The 17,615-nt window shown below is 63.0% G+C and carries 16 protein-coding genes; all 16 read left to right on the plus strand.

Translation table 11 applies throughout. The features are described 5' to 3' along the window. Positions 1–1,045 precede the first annotated feature (1,045 nt). The 16 genes from ABD301_RS11795 (at position 1,046) to ABD301_RS11865 (ending at position 17,609) form a co-directional block, all read left to right on the plus strand. Positions 1,046–4,372, plus strand: a complete 3,327-nt coding sequence (locus ABD301_RS11795; RefSeq protein WP_344309766.1) for an AfsR/SARP family transcriptional regulator — start codon at positions 1,046–1,048, stop codon at positions 4,370–4,372. 702 nt (positions 4,373–5,074) lie between these two features. After that, entirely contained in the window at positions 5,075–5,434 is a 360-nt protein-coding gene (locus tag ABD301_RS42410) for a single-stranded DNA-binding protein (RefSeq protein ID WP_163573011.1), read from the plus strand. A 412-nt stretch (positions 5,435–5,846) separates the two neighbouring features. Beyond that, a complete protein-coding gene (locus ABD301_RS11800) occupies positions 5,847–6,368 on the plus strand; it encodes a hypothetical protein (RefSeq protein ID WP_163573010.1) in 522 nt (173 codons plus the stop codon). A gap of 561 nt (positions 6,369–6,929) precedes the next feature. Then, positions 6,930–8,306, plus strand: coding sequence for a hypothetical protein (locus ABD301_RS11805; RefSeq protein WP_344309768.1), 1,377 nt, complete (start codon positions 6,930–6,932; stop codon positions 8,304–8,306). A 221-nt stretch (positions 8,307–8,527) separates the two neighbouring features. Next, positions 8,528–8,986 (plus strand): hypothetical protein, encoded by a 459-nt coding sequence (locus tag ABD301_RS11810; RefSeq protein WP_163573008.1) that lies wholly within the window; start codon positions 8,528–8,530, stop codon positions 8,984–8,986. A gap of 589 nt (positions 8,987–9,575) precedes the next feature. Next, positions 9,576–10,205 carry a hypothetical protein gene (locus ABD301_RS11815; RefSeq protein WP_344309771.1) on the plus strand — a complete coding sequence of 210 codons (630 nt, stop codon included), beginning with the start codon at positions 9,576–9,578 and terminating at the stop codon, positions 10,203–10,205. A 167-nt stretch (positions 10,206–10,372) separates the two neighbouring features. Beyond that, positions 10,373–10,675 carry a hypothetical protein gene (locus tag ABD301_RS11820; protein ID WP_163573006.1) on the plus strand — a complete coding sequence of 101 codons (303 nt, stop codon included), beginning with the start codon at positions 10,373–10,375 and terminating at the stop codon, positions 10,673–10,675. 291 nt (positions 10,676–10,966) lie between these two features. Further along, positions 10,967–11,518: a hypothetical protein gene (locus tag ABD301_RS11825; protein WP_344309773.1), complete on the plus strand. Its 552-nt coding sequence runs from the start codon at positions 10,967–10,969 to the stop codon at positions 11,516–11,518. After that, positions 11,518–12,606 carry a CpaE/TadZ family protein gene (locus ABD301_RS11830; protein WP_344309775.1) on the plus strand — a complete coding sequence of 363 codons (1,089 nt, stop codon included), beginning with the start codon at positions 11,518–11,520 and terminating at the stop codon, positions 12,604–12,606. Before ABD301_RS11825 ends, ABD301_RS11830 begins: the two co-directional genes overlap by 1 nt. A gap of 248 nt (positions 12,607–12,854) precedes the next feature. After that, complete coding sequence (locus tag ABD301_RS11835) at positions 12,855–14,057, plus strand: TadA family conjugal transfer-associated ATPase (RefSeq protein WP_344309777.1); 1,203 nt, start codon at positions 12,855–12,857, stop codon at positions 14,055–14,057. A gap of 218 nt (positions 14,058–14,275) precedes the next feature. Further along, the gene (locus ABD301_RS11840; RefSeq protein ID WP_344309779.1) at positions 14,276–15,010 is read left to right on the plus strand and encodes a type II secretion system F family protein; all 735 of its coding nucleotides are present in this window, start codon (positions 14,276–14,278) and stop codon (positions 15,008–15,010) included. Beyond that, the gene (locus tag ABD301_RS11845; RefSeq protein WP_344309781.1) at positions 15,007–15,960 is read left to right on the plus strand and encodes a type II secretion system F family protein; all 954 of its coding nucleotides are present in this window, start codon (positions 15,007–15,009) and stop codon (positions 15,958–15,960) included. The genes ABD301_RS11840 and ABD301_RS11845 overlap by 4 nt, the downstream gene beginning before the upstream one ends. A gap of 22 nt (positions 15,961–15,982) precedes the next feature. Beyond that, positions 15,983–16,222 (plus strand): hypothetical protein, encoded by a 240-nt coding sequence (locus ABD301_RS11850; RefSeq protein ID WP_344309783.1) that lies wholly within the window; start codon positions 15,983–15,985, stop codon positions 16,220–16,222. Positions 16,223–16,257: 35 nt separating this feature from the next. Then, positions 16,258–16,671 carry a TadE family protein gene (locus tag ABD301_RS11855; protein ID WP_163573001.1) on the plus strand — a complete coding sequence of 138 codons (414 nt, stop codon included), beginning with the start codon at positions 16,258–16,260 and terminating at the stop codon, positions 16,669–16,671. Beyond that, positions 16,668–17,147 carry a TadE/TadG family type IV pilus assembly protein gene (locus ABD301_RS11860; protein ID WP_344309787.1) on the plus strand — a complete coding sequence of 160 codons (480 nt, stop codon included), beginning with the start codon at positions 16,668–16,670 and terminating at the stop codon, positions 17,145–17,147. The genes ABD301_RS11855 and ABD301_RS11860 overlap by 4 nt, the downstream gene beginning before the upstream one ends. 9 nt (positions 17,148–17,156) lie before the next feature. Then, positions 17,157–17,609: a pilus assembly protein TadG-related protein gene (locus ABD301_RS11865; RefSeq protein ID WP_344309789.1), complete on the plus strand. Its 453-nt coding sequence runs from the start codon at positions 17,157–17,159 to the stop codon at positions 17,607–17,609. Positions 17,610–17,615 lie beyond the last annotated feature (6 nt).

The following is a 17,615-nucleotide window of genomic DNA, read 5'->3' on the forward strand; positions in this document are numbered from 1 at the left end:
GTGACGAGGTGGGGTCATTACTGTATGTGAAATGGCATCAACGGGGAAAGAGGGATTGTTCGAGTCGGTTCGGCGTCGCGCGCTCGGCGGTCAGGTTTCGCGGAAATTGCTGTTACTTAAGGAATAACCATCCATCCGCTCGCCGGGTGACGTGTGTGGCCGTGCATGTGCATGTGCGGGCGCACGTGCAGTCGCACGCGCAGATTTCCGTTATGCGGTACGGCATGTCACGTTCGCGAGGAGAAGTTGGATCTGTGATTGTTTTCTCGCGCGTTCTGTCCCCAAACGGTCCTTAATGTGGTTACGCTGAGTGCCGCTCAGCACCGGCGTCTCCAATGTGGGGCGTCGGACAGTCCTGTCATCTCATACAGAGGAGGCGGGAATGTCGGCGATACCGGGGGTTCGTTATGCGTAGCCATTGTCATTGGAACAGGAGTGGAGGCGTCGTCTCGGCGCCTCGAGTGGTGCGTAGGCTGCGCCGCGTAGGCAGATTTAGGGCATCAACCTGCCGTTTAAGAATAGCCGTTGGTCGACGGGAAGAATTGCTGCGAGTGGATTGACGAGGTCTCGTGGGGCCGTTGGACGCGGCTGTCGCGGCCTCCTGCGGGTTCTGAATATGCGGACGAACATCATTTCTTCCGCGCGGGGGCGGTGACGGCGGTTCTCAGCTGCGCATCGCAGTTGTGGGTGGCGCGTACGGGACCTTGGTGATTCTCTCTCCGGCCGGTCTGGCGACAGTGATCATGCGAGTTGGTCGTACGAGAACTCCTGCAGACCTGGTTCGAGTTCGCTCTGGCGATTGGCTGCCACGTCGGTGTGCGTTTCGAGGTCGCTGGGGAAGCAATCTTGCTACTCGTTCGGAGATTGCTCCTCAAACCAGCGACTGGTCGGTGATTGGGGACTCAGTATCCGTTCCGGCAGGACGGTCAGACCGCCACATTCTTCGCGGAAACCGATCGTGCACGGGGTTCTGGCTCGTTTCCCCGTCGCGTGCCGAGTAGCCGGTAGTGAATTGGGCACGTTGTCGAAGAAACGGGGCGGTTGAATGCATACGCTCGGGCAGGAAAGGAAGCCGGCGGTCCGCATCAGCATCTTGGGGCCGTTGAGGGTCTGGCATGTCCGCGATGGCGGCGACGTTCAGATTGAGGTCGTCGGCGCGAGGCGACGGACACTGCTCGCCGCATTGGCTCTTGCTACGCGGCACGGGCTTACTCGTGAAGATGTCATCGACCTCGTCTGGGGAAGCGATCCGCCGGTCAATGTTGCGGCGAGCATGAGAGTGCAGATCTCGGGCCTTCGACGCGCTCTGGAGCCGGAGCGCGCGATCAATGGTCGCTACGCGCAGCATCCAGGTAATCGAATCGTGTCCAGACGCGGTGGCGGCTACCTCCTGCACCCTGAGTACGTGGAGACAGACGTTGCCGCGTTCGGGCGCCTGACCGACAAGGCCGTACAACTTCGCAGGGCCGGTGAGATTTCCTCGGCGGCCGTGCTTCTGAGTCGCGCCGTGGCGCTGCGCGCTGGTCCAGTAGGCGCCGACCTGGATGAAGAGATGCGTCAGCATCCGATCGTTGTCCGACTAGAACAAGAGGTTGTCGGCGCTGCCCTAGAGTGCGTTGACGCGCTGCTTCAGACCGGCGCAGCGGGTGAGGCGCTGGGGTGGCTCCCCGCCTTTGCGGCAACTCAGCCGTTGGATGAGCGGCTACAGGTGCGGCTGATGACCGCGTACGCGCAGACCGGCCGAATAGCCCAGGCCTTGGACACATTCGACCGCACACGCCGCATTCTCGCCGAAGAGCTCGGCGTCGGTCCCGCCCCAGAACTTCGACAGGCGCACCTGGCGCTGCTGCGATCGGACCAAGACGTAGTTACCGCCGCGGAGCCCTTCGATGGTCAACCAGATGCCCCCGCGACGGTCCTACCGACGCCGGCCGACACAGCTTCTGTGGGCAGCGACCCTGTACGCCCTGACGCCGTGTCGAACGATGCTGGGACTACGGACTCCGGCGAAGGATCGACGGCGTCCGTACCGTGGTGGATCGGCCGTCATCCTGATCCACAGGCGATCGTTGGCCGGACGGCCGCAGTCGCACAGTTGGTCGCATTGGTCGCGGGGCAGCGCGTGGTGACGTTGGTCGGGCCCGGAGGCGCTGGTAAGACCGCGCTGGCGTTGGCGACCGCTCGTGCGATGGTCCAGCCGACTCTGCCTGAGCCTGTGACCGTCGGCGTGATAGTCGTGGAGTGCGGTCGCCTTCCGAGCGAGCGGGTCGCGGGTGATCGCGCAGATCTGATCGTTGAGGCGGTTCGTGCCACGATCAATGTCCGGCCTACGGGGGAGGGGTCGGTCCTCGAACTGGTGATACGGCAGCTGCGTGGTCGGCGGCCGTTGCTCATTCTCGACAACGCCGAGCACGTCCGAGTCAGCTGCATGCAAGTGGTTGACGACCTGGCGCGGGCGTGCCCGTCGCTGCGGATTCTGGTCACCTCGCGCCGGCAGCTGGGTCTGCCCAGCGAGACCGTCTGGGAGGTGGAACCGCTCGCACTGCCGCCGACGGGCGAGACCAGTCCCGAGGCGTTGCTGGACAGCCCAGCCGTTCAATTATTCGTTGATCTGGCCCGCCGGGCCCGCCGGACACTGGATCTGTCCGCGCAGTTAGAGACAGTTGCCTTGATCTGCCGGCAGCTGGAAGGGTTGCCACTGGCGATCGAGTTGGCTGCAACGCGCCTGCGCGCAATGTCGCTGCAGGACCTGGCGGATCGTTTGAGCATTGGCGCCGCAGAGGTCGGCGGCAGTCAGGACCACCGACTGCCGCACCAGCAGGCGCTGCAGGCGACCTTCGAGTGGAGTGCCCAGCTACTCTCGCCGGCTGAGCGATGTCTACTAGGTAGGTTATCGATCTTCCCGACCGCGTTCGATTTGGCTGCAGCCGAAGAAATCTGCTCGCACTCCGGCCTGGAACGGGCTGAGATCGCTCTGTTGATCGCAAACCTGGTCGATCAGTCCATGATCCAGATCATCGACGACGATCAGCGGACGAGGTACCGGCTGTTGAATCCGATCCGGGAATTCGCCGAGAATAGCTGCCGTGAGACCGAGTTGTCCGTGACACGACGACGTCACCTGCGCTGTTGCCAGAAACGCCTGGACCGCATCCTGCTCGCCGACGCCACTGACGAATCCGATCTTCTTATCGCCGATTTCATTGCCAATATCGAGAACCTGTACGTGGCGGTCGAATGGGCCTTGGAATCAGGCGGTGCCGGGGCGGTGACCGATGCCGCGGAGTTGCTGGCCAGGTCGCGTCTGGTCTTTGATCGAGATTTTGGCAACCTGCACACGGTCGTGGACTACACACAGCGGACGCTCGCGTACAGCGACGTCCTTCCCGCCGCCACGCATGGCCGGCTCCGGCACTGGGCCGCCCGTCTTGACTACACCCGCGGCCAGCCACTGCAGGCGAAATGGCACTTGGAAGTCGCACTCAGCCTTTTCGACGCCGATGACCAAGCCAACTGGTGCTCGCTGGCCGACATCCACACCGGCCTCGCGGCGTGTTCCGCCGCGCTTGCTGACCCTTCGTCGATCATGACGATGCAGACCGCTACACATATCGCGGCCAAGACGGGTGACGACCGATTGCTGATCGTACGACTAACGGAACTAGCCAACCTGCATGCCGAATGGGGACACTACGCTCAGGCGCGAGAGATCGTCGACCAAGCAAAGACACATTGCCTCAAAGTTCCGGCGCTGGAGCGGCTGGCCGACTATCGCCTCGCCAACATCTGTCTGTGGAGCGGCGACCCGGATGAGGCAATCCAACGATTCTCCACAGTCCTGGAATCCCAGGATCTGCCGCCGGCGCTGGAGATCGAGGCCCACACCTACCGGGGCTGGGCGTACGCACAAGTGGGAGAGTTCGCGGCGGGGCGGGCAGACCTGCGCCATAGTCTGCAACTAAGCCGCGGGCGTCAACTATTCACGACATTCACCATCCTCGCGCGCGCAGACCTGGAACGGCTCGCCGGCGACGACGTTCAAACCAGGCGGTCTCTGCGCGACAGCGTCAGAATGGCACTCGCCTCAACCGACCTGCTCAAACTAACCCGCGCGATCTGGCTCACCGCAGCCTATATGGACGACGCCCGCATCGCGGAGGCCGACCACGAGGCGGGACAGGTTCGACTCGAATCATTAGCGAAGATGTCGTGGATGTGTCGACAGGCGACCGGACTGCCAAGCTGGCCGCTTGACGATGACCGCTTCGACCGCTGGGCCGCAATCGAGCGCACTGTTGGCGAAGATCTGACTGACCGCGCTGGTCTGATTAAAGCGACCGCCGATCAAGCCGTAGCCTTGCTCATGAAATAAGCAATCGATTTCTCTGTACCTCCCGGCCATGCGGTTATGAGTGCGAGAACTGGCATCTCGCGACGTAAATACCTCGGGCGATGAATTCCGTATCGAATGGCTTCTCTGAACCATTCCGGCCTTAGGATAATCGCTTGCTGTCACGGGTAAATCACGGAATGTTGACGGCTGTGATTTTCGTTGGACGAAAGGTTGAATGTGAAAACTTTCCATCCATCCTTGCCGAACACTCATCCACCTGCGGATTAACGGAACTTTTACGCTCGTTATTCGATGCTGAAGGAGGTCGATATCCATATGGGGCCACCTTTGGTCAATGTCGAGATCCGATTCTGCCGTGAGCATTGCTCTCTCGGCGGCGAGGCGCTGTTGAGGAAAGGGTAGCCATGAATGACGGGGGAAAGAGACAATGAGGGACCGGCGCGGCAGGCGATGCCGAAACACGCTTGACCTGATCGTGAACGTGTACACAAGAAAGTTCCGGGACACGTTCCGACAAGAGACAGGGCGGATTACTCGTCGTTCAAGTCTCGACGTTCTCGCGGAGTGGTCTAGCGACGCGGAGACGCGATATCTGGCGCGGATCAGCCAGGAGGGCGGACGAGGCAGCTCGCATTGGACGTACGTGGCAGGCAAGAGTGCGCATCCGCAGTGACCTGCGGATGACAGTGAGCGGCGGTGCCAGAAACTTGGAGGCAACTGATGTCGGATGAGGAAATCATTCTCACAGGGCGGGTCGTCGTTCCACCTAGGGTGCATTCGGCGGCCAACGGGTCCACTGTCTGTCGCTTCATCTTGCGTGTTCTCGACGCGCGGCCGTTTGACCGAGAGTCCCATGAATGGCCTCCGGGCGCGCGTACGGACTTCACCATCACGACCTTCGGCGTTCTGGCCTCGCAGGCCGCGCGAGCAGTTCAGGTAGACAATCACGTGAGGGTCGCAGGCTCTCGCCTGATGGTTCGCGTCGATCGTGAGGACTCACAGCCGATTCTGGAAATGACGGCCGAGACGTTGGACCTGATGATGCCAGACGGCCGACGCGTTATGTCAGGGTCGACGTAGCGATAGCGCCATTCGACTAAGCAGCTTGCCACTGTCCGGCGGTGACCTGCCTCAAGTCGAGAGGCAGCGGAAAGGCCTGGCCAACGCGTTTATGACGTGACAGCGGGCAAACCACGTTCAGCGAGGAGGGACCCTCGTGCTGCGTGGATATCGCGAGTAGGAGAAACGAGTGGGCGTGGACAAGATGAGATGGACACCTGAGGAGACAGCCGATTTCGCGTGCCTAGCCTGGCCGATCGGAAATCAGGCAACAGCAGTAGCGTTCGAACAGGCCGGGTGCAGTGCCTCAGAGGCGACAATTTGGGCCACCAAAGGATTTCCGCCCGGGCAAGTGGCGATCGCCCGTAGGTACGGGTGGACAGCCGCGAGCGTCCCGCCGCCACCGGGGCACCTTGTGGCACCCGGTCATCGGGTGCCGGAGGGCAGCACCACGGCGTACGAGGCGACAACCGCCGAGTGGAAAGGCGCGATAGAGGGAGAGTACGAGCGCTACGCGATCGCGAAATCCATCATCGGGCCGGACGGTGGCCGGTACAGCAGGCTGCAATACGTTGTGGATCGTGATGGCACGATTCGAGAGCGCACGTCACAGGAAAAGGCTGCGTACTTTGCCAAATTTGCGAAGGCGAACCCGGCGCTCGCTGCCGGGATAATCACGGCTCGCGCTCGCGCCGCAGCCTGGCGTGCATACTGCCACGATCACCCAGACGCTGCGCGAGCCGCAGCACGCTTAGCGGCCTGTTCGGCTCCTAACGACCTGCTGCGCTATCGCGCTACCCATGAGTTCCACAATTATAAAGAATGCGCTAAAGCCTATGTCCTTGCCCATCCGACCGTCGACCCGAACCAGTGGCCGCAGGGATGGCAAAACAGCAGCGATACGAGAGCGCCGTCGACGATTGCCAGGCATGAATCCAAAAGCGTCGGACCTTGAACGGATCAGAGCCCGCATGACGACGGCAAGGTATATGCGGGACCGAATGAGATACCAAGGAACAGTGTAGAGCTTGTAAACGTTGCCGCGATCGAGCGCACATATCTAGGGCGAGGCATGTGAAGCCGTCAACGCGAACCGTGACACGAGTCAACGCGCGGTTGCCCTGACATAACGACATAAACGAAGACCGGATCCGGCTGTGCATATTCGACGCGAGGAGAAGACGCGATGACAGATAAAGCAGGGAGGCGAAACGTGCCACGACAGATGGGAAATCTCGTCGATAAGCGTAACCTCACACGTCGAGTTTACACACCGTTGCACCAGTATCGGACGAACGATTGTGTTCACGGGTACGAAGTATTCACCTCATTGACTACGCCATTCTGGGCCATCTCTAGGCGTGCGGAATCAACAGACGAGCAATGCGATTTCCGGGATTCAGGTACCGACATATTGCTGATGCGCTGGATAAGATCGCTCAAAAGCCATCGACGCTACTGGCCACGACACACCAGTCGGCCAGCTGCCAGAGACCTCGCCGGCCGCGGCTTGCTGGTGCGGGCAATCGCGGCATTGTCGGCAGGCAGCCTGGTGCTGCTGTCGGGCTGCGCCTTGTTGAGTGGGTTTCCCGATCGGCTGATCCTGTCAGGGCAATCGGTGACCAAAGACCGGGTGGCGGCGGTGCTGGCCCAAGCGGATCCGACGTTCCAACAAGCCGCACGACAGCAGTACGCCGCCACGAACGATGAGTCCCGCTGCTACATCGGCTTCATCGATCAGAAACACACTAACGGCGGAGAACAACTGTGGTGCGGCCCGGTCCGGCTCTACGGCATCCCTGCTAGCCAACGTTGGGCCAATCTGGCCGTGAGCGCCGATACCGCCGGCGGCCTACGCCTGGACTCCACCCACCCCTCCATTCAACCGCAGACGCTGCCAACGCAGCTGACATTTGCCCGACCAGACGGCCAACAACCCGCCACGGGCGACGACCTCGACCCGCCGACGCCACCAACCGAACAACCCGGCATCGTCACGGCCGTTGACAGCAACGAACTCGGTGCGGTGACCATCCATCCTCCGAAAGACAATGGGCTACTGCTCGGCCCGACCACTGCGCTCAAGATCGCCGGTATCGGTAGCTCCAGTGTTTATGGCCTCGGGTCACAGGCCCATTCTGCAGCCTCGGGCGAGCAATTCCTCGCGATCCAGTTCGCTCCCATGCCGGCGATCACCACCGCGCTCAGTACGACAACGGATCCGGGACGACTCGCATCGGTCTACCTCAGCGGTCCCACGCAGACAATTGTTGTGGGTGCCGCTCGCCACCCGGTCGGAAATATTCCAACAGATGGTACAAAAACGCTCATTGTCTCCGTACCGAAAGGCGTCCCTGTACGTTTTGAGGTGACCGACGAGGGTAGGCCCCTGAGCTACGACCTGCGGCAGGCAACGCGTGCGCCTTTGCCCGAGGAACAGCCGCTGTATCGAGCGCAAAATACGACTCCGCTGAACCGCCGCATCACCGGAACGCTGACCCCCACTGCCGGAGACGACCGTACGCCCATCCAGTTCCACATCACCGCCGAGAACGCCGTACTCACGCCGTGGGACGAAGACAAGAAGTGGGCACCCGCAGGCAAAGTTTGGCTGGCAGTCAACGTTCCGAATTACAGCATCGACAATGCCACATTCGACATCCCACAATTCGGTGCGGACGCGTTCCAGTTCACCCTCGCCGGCGGCCAACCGGTGAACGCCATTCAGGTCGGGACCTCGGTCTGGCCTGACCGTCTTTTGGCCGCAGTCCCGCCCGACACCACCACGGCGACTCTGACGTGCCGGTGGACGGCGACGCTGACCTTCGGCGACGACCGGCCAGCACGGCCGTCACCACCACAGACACTGCCCATCTCCATCCCTGCCTCCTAGTATCGCCACATTCCAGTCATGCTTGACAAAACGTTCTCCCATCGGGACCGGTCACCCCTTGGCTGACGATGTGGGGCTCGCGTCTCGCGGTGGTGCCGTGGTCATCAAGGCGCTCACAGGTCGCGCGCCAGCTGCTCAGGGCAGGAGATAAGGCAGCGGGTTATACGCGCTGTGGACACAAACTTTGAGAAGTAGACAGAAATCACAGAGAGGAAACCAAGATGCGCATGGGACTACGCCTTCTCGTCGTGACATCAATTCTGATCGTCACCGCAGGTGCGGCGTCGCCGATGGCTCCTGCGTTCGGCGCAGCAGTCCAGTCGGTCAATTATGCCGCCCTCTATTCGTGGACAGGGAATGGCTTCGTCGGCCATCGCGTGTTCACGCCACCCGCGGGCCACGTCAATGGCGGATGCTTCGGCCTCGCCGATACCAACAGATTCGGTCCATACCATTCCTTCCACAACATCAGCAGCGGCGTCGCCGCCCAGTTGTTTGAATTCGCGAATTGCAAGGGCCGCGACATGGGATGGGCCTATCCATACGAGTACAAACAAACGTGCAGTACGTGCCACGTACGCAGTGTCTATTTCATTCCCTACTGCTATTGCGGTAGCAAGCGCCAGATCCGCAGCACTCCTCCCGCCCCATCGACGGGAACGAACCTCCGACGGTCATAAAGACCAGGCGAATCCGCACATGCGACCTAGGTCTGGCAGTTGGGTGCGGTAAACGCATTGCCGAAGATCGAACCCACCTCACCTGCAGGAGACCTATCCTCTGCCCGCAATCCCAGCGCTTCATGCAGCAACATTCCAGCGCTCTACCTTGCGAGAGCAACCTTCGATCGAATAGGTGATTCTGATGCCCAATCCGTACCTCGGCGGGAGCCAATGGGACATGAACCCCAACACCGAGCCCGACGCGACCCGCCCCCGGTTCAGGCCGCCGGTCCGGCCGCCGTTCGCATCACCAAATCCGCCGCAGAAGGAAACGGATCAGCACGGCCGCGCGCAGCCGCCCGCCCTCAGCCAAGAACCGCATGATGATGACTACCCAACCATTCCTGGGATCGCATATCCCACCTCACGGCCGCACCCGCTGACGCCGTCCTCGCCGTACGGACGCTGGTCGGCCACACCGTCGGCCGAGCAGGTTGAACAGCAACGACACCTCGAACACCCCGAGCCACTAATCGCCCCAGCCAACACGTCAGATCCGGTCTCTGGCTGGATACTTGGCCGGCCGCGCCGCCGGATATCCATCGGCGTGCTGGCCGCCGCGCTGGCGGCTGCCGCCGTGATCGGCGGATCATTCGCCTCGTTCGTGGCGTACCGCAGTGACCTGTCACCACTGCTCGCCGGGGCGCCGATGACAAACTTCCCGGACTCATTTTCAGCCTGGAGCAACGAAACATTCCTGTTCCCGCTCTCAGTGCTGCCGGTGGCGCTCGCTGCGCTCGTTCTCGCTTTGATCCTGGTTGGCCTTCACCCCGACAGCGGGCACCGCAGGACACTGCTGGGCTCGCGTCCGGCGATGGTTATCGCGGCCACCGGAGCAATGACCATCATGCTTGGGTACGCGGCATCGACCAAAACAGCCTACTTCGGCACCAGCGCACTTGGCGGCGGGGGAAACGCACTTGCCCTGCTCACCCTGAACTTCAGCACCGGCGGAATCGTCATGCTGGTTGCCTGCCTGGCCATGACCGCTGGCGCTGTTGCCCACCTCCTTGGTCTCGGCCCAGAACTCATTCACTTCGCTGGGTCGGTGCCCGTTTTCCCTAACCCCGGCGCGAGCTACAAACCGGGCCATGGCACGAATCCAGCACCGCCGGACTCAACCCAAGGTTTCGGATCGGGGACCTGGCCAGAGGGAACGCCGAGATCCAGATGGTAGGCCGCTGTGCCACGGGCAGCGCTGACTCCACACCGCCATTCCCTTGCCTCGCAAGGGAATGGAGTACTTCAACGCTGGTTCTCGGCAACGACACCGTCCAATATCTAGGGACTGTCGCCGTCCACTCAAAGGCAGCCGTGACACGAATCGCTTCGGGCAACGAGCCGATGCAGAACACGCCCCCATCCGTCGACGAGATCGCGTTCGACCATCGGTCGATTGCAGCCGAGACGAACAGATCAGCTTGCGATGCAGCCGGAGTAACCGCGCCGGCCGTACCACTGCCGCAGGCCGGGCGTCGGCGTCACTGGTGCGAGCGTACGACACGATCCAAGTTTTTCGCGGGAATCGAATTCGACGAGCGCAACACACTGCGGATCTGGCTGGAAATCATGCTCGTGTGGCTGCCCGTCAGCACCGTTCTGGTCGTGACACCCGTTGTTCTCTTTTACCACTGGGTTATTCGTTGACCACGCGGCAACGAACTCGTAGCGATCGTGCAAATAGACCTTCTTCGTCATTGTTCAAGGGCGCCTGTCGTCTCGATGTGACATCGACGGCATAACACCATGTAGCCGCAATGTACCGGTGCCAGCGCAGATACTTCGGGGAGAGGATTGATGGCAACCCTTGTGGCCCCACGGCCGCCCAAAGCCGAACCGATCCGGCCACGACCACCAAGAGCTACGCGGCGGCGATGGCCTCGGGCCCTGCTCGGTGCAGGACTCGTGGTCGTTTGCGCCCTTATAGCCACGGCCCTCATGCTGCGCGCGGACCCGCGGACCGACGTCCTGATTCTGGTCGCCGAACGGCCGGTCGGCTACATGCTCACCGCCGCTGACATGCGCAGTGTCGCCGTCGCTGCCGACCCTGTTCTTGGCGCCATCCCAGCCACTGAACGCAGCAGTCTCGTGGGGCATCCGCTGACTGCACCACTTCACGCGGATGCGTTGATCACGCGGTCCAGCGTCGGCGACCCGGCATGGCCACCCGCCGGACAAGGAGTCGCCGGAATCGCACTAGCCTCCGGCCGATATCCGCCCGCGCTCGCGGCGGGTGCTCAGATCACCGTCGTCACCGCCGCGCCGTCCGCGAACCCGTCATCGACCGCTGGGGCCGCCAGCGGAACGGGAACCGAATCCGCAGCAACGGCGATGCGAGCCACTGTCGTCTCAGTGACGTCGACGGACCGAGCCGCCGGGGGAGCCGACATCGTCCTGCAACTGATCCTCGCCCATGCCGACGCGCTGAAACTCGCCTCGTTGCCCGACGACCAGTTGGCCGTCGTATTGGTCGCACCAGGGAGCCGATGATGCTGGTTGTCCTCGTATCGCTCAAAAATTCCCCAGGAACGACCACTACCACGGTCGCGTTGGCCGCGCTGTGGCCGCACCGTCATTGGACACCAGTTATCGAGGCTGACCCAGCAGGCGGTGACCTGGCCTGCCGCCTCGGCCTGTCTGAACACCCCGGGCTGACCAGCTTGGCCGCCAAGGCGGCACATGCCTTGGGAAAGCCACCGACGCCACCAGACGGCACACTAGCCGCCACCGCCAGAAGTGGTATTGCCTCGCCGCGACCGGTCGACCCGCAGCCATCCAATTCGGACTCCGGCGCAGAATCGACGTTGGCACGCGTACGCCATCACACCCATCAGGTGCGGTTCGCTGTTGGGCGACCGGTCGAGATGGTGGTCAGCCCGTCGCACTCCGGACCGACGCTAGTCAGTCTGGGACTCTTGCGAGATGCCAACTGGGCCGGACTGACCCAGCCCAATGCCAACGCCGTAGTCCTAGTCGACGCCGGCCGCGCACCTACAGTCGCGCCCACGGCAGAGCTGATACGTCAAAGCGACATGATCCTTGTCGTTACAAACGGCACGTTCGAGGCTTTGGCCCGGCTCAACGAATACACCCGAGTGTGGCAAGAGTTGCCCGTCGGGCTGGTCCTTGTCGGCGACCCAGCGTTTCCGCTTTCCCAAATCGAGCAGGCCGCCGGCGTACGAATTCTGGGAGCATTACCGCGCGATCCGAACGCCGCTGCAGCATTTGCCGGCCGACGAACAAACCCGATTACCAAGCATCGCCCAGGAAAGTCATACACCACTGCGGTCACCGAGCTCGCCACCCGACTTTTGCAATTCCACGACCACCGCACCACAAACCCAACCGGACCATCCGGCCATCCAACCCAGCCCATGCCACCCGCACTGATGCCAACAAGAATGCGGCCGCGGGAAGGTCCCGGCAACACGGCGGGATCAGTGGCGATCCGGTACGAAACAACAAGCCTTACATATTCAGAACCTCCTGCCTTCGCGCCCGGCGTTGTGCCCTGGATTTCTCCGGATGATGCGCAGGCAGCAAACCGCGACGCAGGCGAGGCGATGACCACGCCATGACAAGCCCGACATCCGTTCCTCATTCGTCCAACACGGCTGCCGCGCCTCCCACTGGCGCCCGAGCCGCTGACGCAGGGACATCTGCGGCCGGGATCTTCCAGCACTTAGCAGGGGCGGCGGATCAGCCGCTAACGGGTGCACGGCGACGACACGCCGAGGTACTTGCGAAGGTCGAGCGCGGCTATCGCGACCAGATGCGGGGCGATCCTGATAGATCCCGGTTGACCGAGTCCGACCGCAATTCAATAGTGGACACGCTGACAATCGACGTGCTCGCGGAATTCACCCAACAGGACGTGACCGAGGCGCGGGAACCTATGGACAGGTTCACCCGCGACGCGATCGCCGGATACGTACGTGACGTGCTGCTGGGATGGGGACTCCTGCAACCTCTGCTCGACGATCCACAGGTTGAAACGATCACCATCAACGGCGCCGACTCCGTCTGGGTCACGCTGGCCGACGGCACGACGCGCCCAACAGCACCGATTGCGGACTCCGACACCGACCTTATCGACCTCCTGCAGCAGCGGGCCGCTCGCGCTGGGGATCACCAGAATCCCGACGGGCACCAGGAACGTCGCTTCACTCGCAGCCATCCCTGGCTGTTCCTGGAACTACCGGACGGATCCCGGCTGACCGCGATCGCCTGGCTTACCCGCCGCCCTTTTGTGTCCATCCGGCGACATAGGTACCGGCACGTGAGCCTGAGCGATCTCGTCGAACTCGGTGTCATGTCCGAACTGCTGCGGCAGTTCTTCGCGGCGGCGGTCCTGGGCCACCGCAACATCCTGATCTGCGGCGCGCCAGGCATCGGGAAAACCACGTTTCTGCGCGGCCTCGCTTCGGTTATCCCTGCCCAGGAACGGATCTGGACCATCGAGGACATCTACGAACTGCGACTGGACCAGGATCCGGCGCACCTGGTCGTCACCGCCGCGCAGACCCGTGACGCCAACATCGAAGGCGAGGGTGCGATCACCCAGGAGGACTTGGTCGTACTGGCCACCCGCGGCTCACCGGAACGAATGATCGTCGGCGAGATCCGAGGTCCCGAAATCGTGGCCTTCTTCGCTGCGATGAACATGGGCGTGGGAGGTATGTCCACGATCCACGCCTCCAGCAGCGAACAAGCACCGCTGAAGGCAGCCTCATACGCTGGGCTCTCCAGCCAGCGGCTCAGCCTGGAAGCGTCCAACCTGCTGTTTGCATCCGCTGTTCAGTTAGTCGTCTACTTGACCACTGCGACCGACGGTCGCCGCGTTGTGTCCTCCGTACGTGAAATCGTCGGCGCAGACGAAAAAACCGTCATCAGCAACGAACTCTTCCGCCCTGGCACGGACCGGCGTGCCGAACCAGGCGCCGCTCCATCAGACCGGCTGCGCGCCATCCTGACCGCCCAGAACTTGCCCCCAGACGCATTCATCACCAGCGGGCGGTGGTGGAAATGATGTCTTCACTTGCCGCGATCGGGATGATCCTGGGAATCGGCATCGGCGCGGGCCTGTGGCTGCTCCTCGACCAGCTCCGGTCACCCACTGATCGGACACCGGGCAACGGCGCGCCCATGCCCTCACCGGCGACTCCGCTCGGGGATAGGGCACGACCCAGTCGAGTTCAGGTGAGGATCCCTGCCGACCGAGTTGGGCTGCGGCGCCTGGTCATCCGCGTGAGCCTCGCTGCGACCGCTGGTACGGCGATGGGTGTCGTGACCGGGTGGCCGGTCACGGTAGCGCTGGCTGCGGCCGGAGTGTGGGCGCTGCCACCGATCTTGGGACCGGATCGGGTCGCGGTGCGCCGGCAGCAGCGCTGCGAGGCGGTCGCGACCTGGACCGAATCCTTGAGGGACTTGGTCTCAGCCGGTGCAGGCCTCCATCACGCCATCACTGTCAGCGCACGGAAAGCACCTGAGCCGATCGCGACCGAGATCAGCGAGCTGGCCGGCGCTATCCACCGCGGCGACCGCCTTCCGGCCGCGTTGCGCCGATGCGGTCACCACCTGGACGACCGTACGGCTGACCTCGTCATCGCCACCCTGGCCACAGCCACTGCAGGACACGCCGGAGCCGGCGTCGCCCGACAATTGGCGGCGTTGGCCGCGACCGCACGCGACCAGGTCGCAACGAGACGACGACTGGAACCCCAGCGGGCCCGGGTCCGTACCTCGGTCCGCATCATCACCGCCACCAGCGTGGGGACTGTCGCCTTCCTCGCCGTCACCAGCCACCAGTTCCTCGCCCCCTACGACAGCTGGACCGGGCAACTGACCCTGCTGGTCGTCGGCGTCCTGTTCTCCGGCGCGTTCCTGCTCCTTGGCCGCATGGGACGCGAGCCCGACTCGGGCCGATTCCTCACCGCACTGGACCGGCTCGACCACCCAGCCCGACTGCAGGACCCGACATGACCGCCGGAGCGATCGCTATGGAGGCCCTGTCCGGCGTGGTCAGCCTGGTCGAGGCGCTGCCGGTTCGCGCGATTCTGCTCGGCGGCGTCGGCGGACTGGGACTATGGCTGGTCATTACTGGGCTCACGCCGATCCACTCGACGTTGAGCGCTAGCCTCGCCGAACTGCAGCAGCCGCCAGCCAGAACACCGCCCGCGCGGGAACAGTTTTCACGGCTGCTAGTGCGATCGACGACCACAATCCTCAGAGCAGCGGGGTTGCCGACCTCCGCGATGCACCGCGATCTGGCCGCCGCCGGCCGCAGCGTCGACCAGTACGCGCTCATCCAGGTTTCCAGTGCGCTGGCTGGGCTGACCGCTCCAACCCTCGTATGCGCGTTCCTTGCTGCCTTCGGCGTTGGCATAGGGTTCGCCCTGCCGGTCTGGGCGACTTTGGCCACCGCAGTGCTGGGCATGGCAATACCAGTCCTGCGGCTCCGATCGGCAGCTGACGCCCAGCGCGCCGCGATGCGCCACACTCTGTCGGCAGTGCTCGACCTGACCGCGGTCAGCCTGGCTGGCGGCGCAGGCGTGCATCAAGCTCTCAATGCAGCCACGGCCGTCGGCGAAGGGCCACACGCGACGCTCCTACACCGCGCCGTCCGCGACGCCAACCTCCTGCCCGGACTCACCCTCTGGCAATCCCTGGACCAGCTCGGCGAACAACTGGACGTCATTGAGCTCCGCGACCTCGCCACCACTGCTGAGTTGGCCGGCGGTGAAGGCGCCCGCATCCGCGCGTCATTGATCGCCCGCGCCGACGCACTTCGTACCCAGCAACTGGCCGCCGACGAAGCTGACGCCACCACCAACACCGAACGCATGGCCATACCATTGGCCTTGCTGGCGCTGGCCTTTCTCGTCTTCCTCGTGTACCCCGCGCTGACCACGGTGATGCGCACACTCGGCTGAGCAACAACAGGAGCAATAACCCATGCCACCACCACACCGCGCAACGTGGATCCACGGAATTTACGGCTTTATCGCTGACTGTGTGCATGCCGCCGCTATCTGGTGGTCCACACACCTCACACGATTGCGGGAGCGCGGTTCCGAGAACGGCGAGGTAAATGAATGGGTGCTGATTGTGGCGCTCACCGTCATCGCCACCACCGTCATCGTCGGGATCGTCATCGCCGGCGCCACCCAGAAAGCGCAAAACATATGGAAATAGCCCTAGCCACACAGACTGTCACCGCACTCGCACGTATGCTGCGACCTTTTTTGTGGCTGCGCCGCAAACTGTCTGGTGAAAAGGGTTCAAGCAGCGTCAGCTTCGCCGTCGCCGCGCCGGCGATCGTCGCGCTGATGATGCTAATCGTGCAAGCGGGATTGTGGGCCTATGCCACCCAGGTTGCGCACTACGCCGCTACCACTGCGCTGGACACCGCCCGCGCCGATGGCGGCAGCGTTGCCGTCGCGCGGACGCAAGCTAATGCCATTCTTCGTACGACCACACCGAACCTGCTCACCAAGCCACAGGTGCGCATCTACCGGGACGGCACACGCGTCACCGTCGCCATCAAGGCCGAGGTGCAACCACTTCTGCCCGGCATGGTGATCCCAGTTGCGGTGACGAGCAGCGCTGAGCTCGAGAGATTCACGACAGACCAAGACCGATGATCACCAACGAATCCGAGCGACACAGCGGATCGGAGACGCGTACGCAGCGTCAGGTTCTCAGGCGCCTACGCGCGGAGGACGGATCAACCGAGGTGGAGCTGCCGATTCTCGCCTCCGTTTTCCTCGCTTTGCTCATGATGGTGGTCTTCTGCGGCCGCGGAGTCGCCACGCAACTTCGGCTCACCGCCGCTGCAGGAAACGCCTCGCGCGCCGCGTCCTTGGCGCGTACGCCGGCAACCGCACGCATCCAAGCCGAGGTCGTCGCCGAAACATCGTTGCGCGACCAGGGAATCCGATGCCAGAACAGTCACATCGACGTCGACCTGACGCAGTTCAACCCTGGAGGCACCGTCACGGTCATCTTTGAATGCGATGTTCCTTTCCAAGACCTGGCGATTCTCGGCGTCCCCGCGGCAATTCCCCTCACAGGTCGCGGCAGCTCCCCGGTCGACCAGTGGCGATCACGTGGAAATTAGGTGAAACCCATGAACGCTCGCAATATGGCAAAATGCCTACGCTCCGGGCCACGGAGCGGTGAGGACGGCAGCATCACTCCGGCCATGTGCATCCTCGCCCTCGCGGCACTCGTCGTCGCTGCGTTTGTTCTCGACGCGGGCCTTGCTCTGCGAACGAAGTACGACGCCGGCACCATCGCCCAAGCCGCGGCCCGCACAGGCGCCTGGCAGTTGAATCTCATCGTCTTCCGGCAAACCGGCGATGCTCGCCTTGACCCACCCGCCGCCGAATACGCCGCGCTTGACTACCTCCATCGCTTGCACGCCACCGGAACTGTGACAGCGACTACGACCGCCGTCACGGTCACCGTCACGTCCAACTACCGCACCCGACTGCTCAATTCCGTTGGGCTGACCGCCATCCCCGTCGCGGCCACCGCTACCGCCGTGGCCGAATCCGGCGTCACCGCACCGAACCGATAGGGGAGA

The organism is Fodinicola feengrottensis (assembly GCF_039530045.1).
GTDB classification, from domain to species: domain Bacteria; phylum Actinomycetota; class Actinomycetes; order Mycobacteriales; family HKI-0501; genus Fodinicola; species Fodinicola feengrottensis.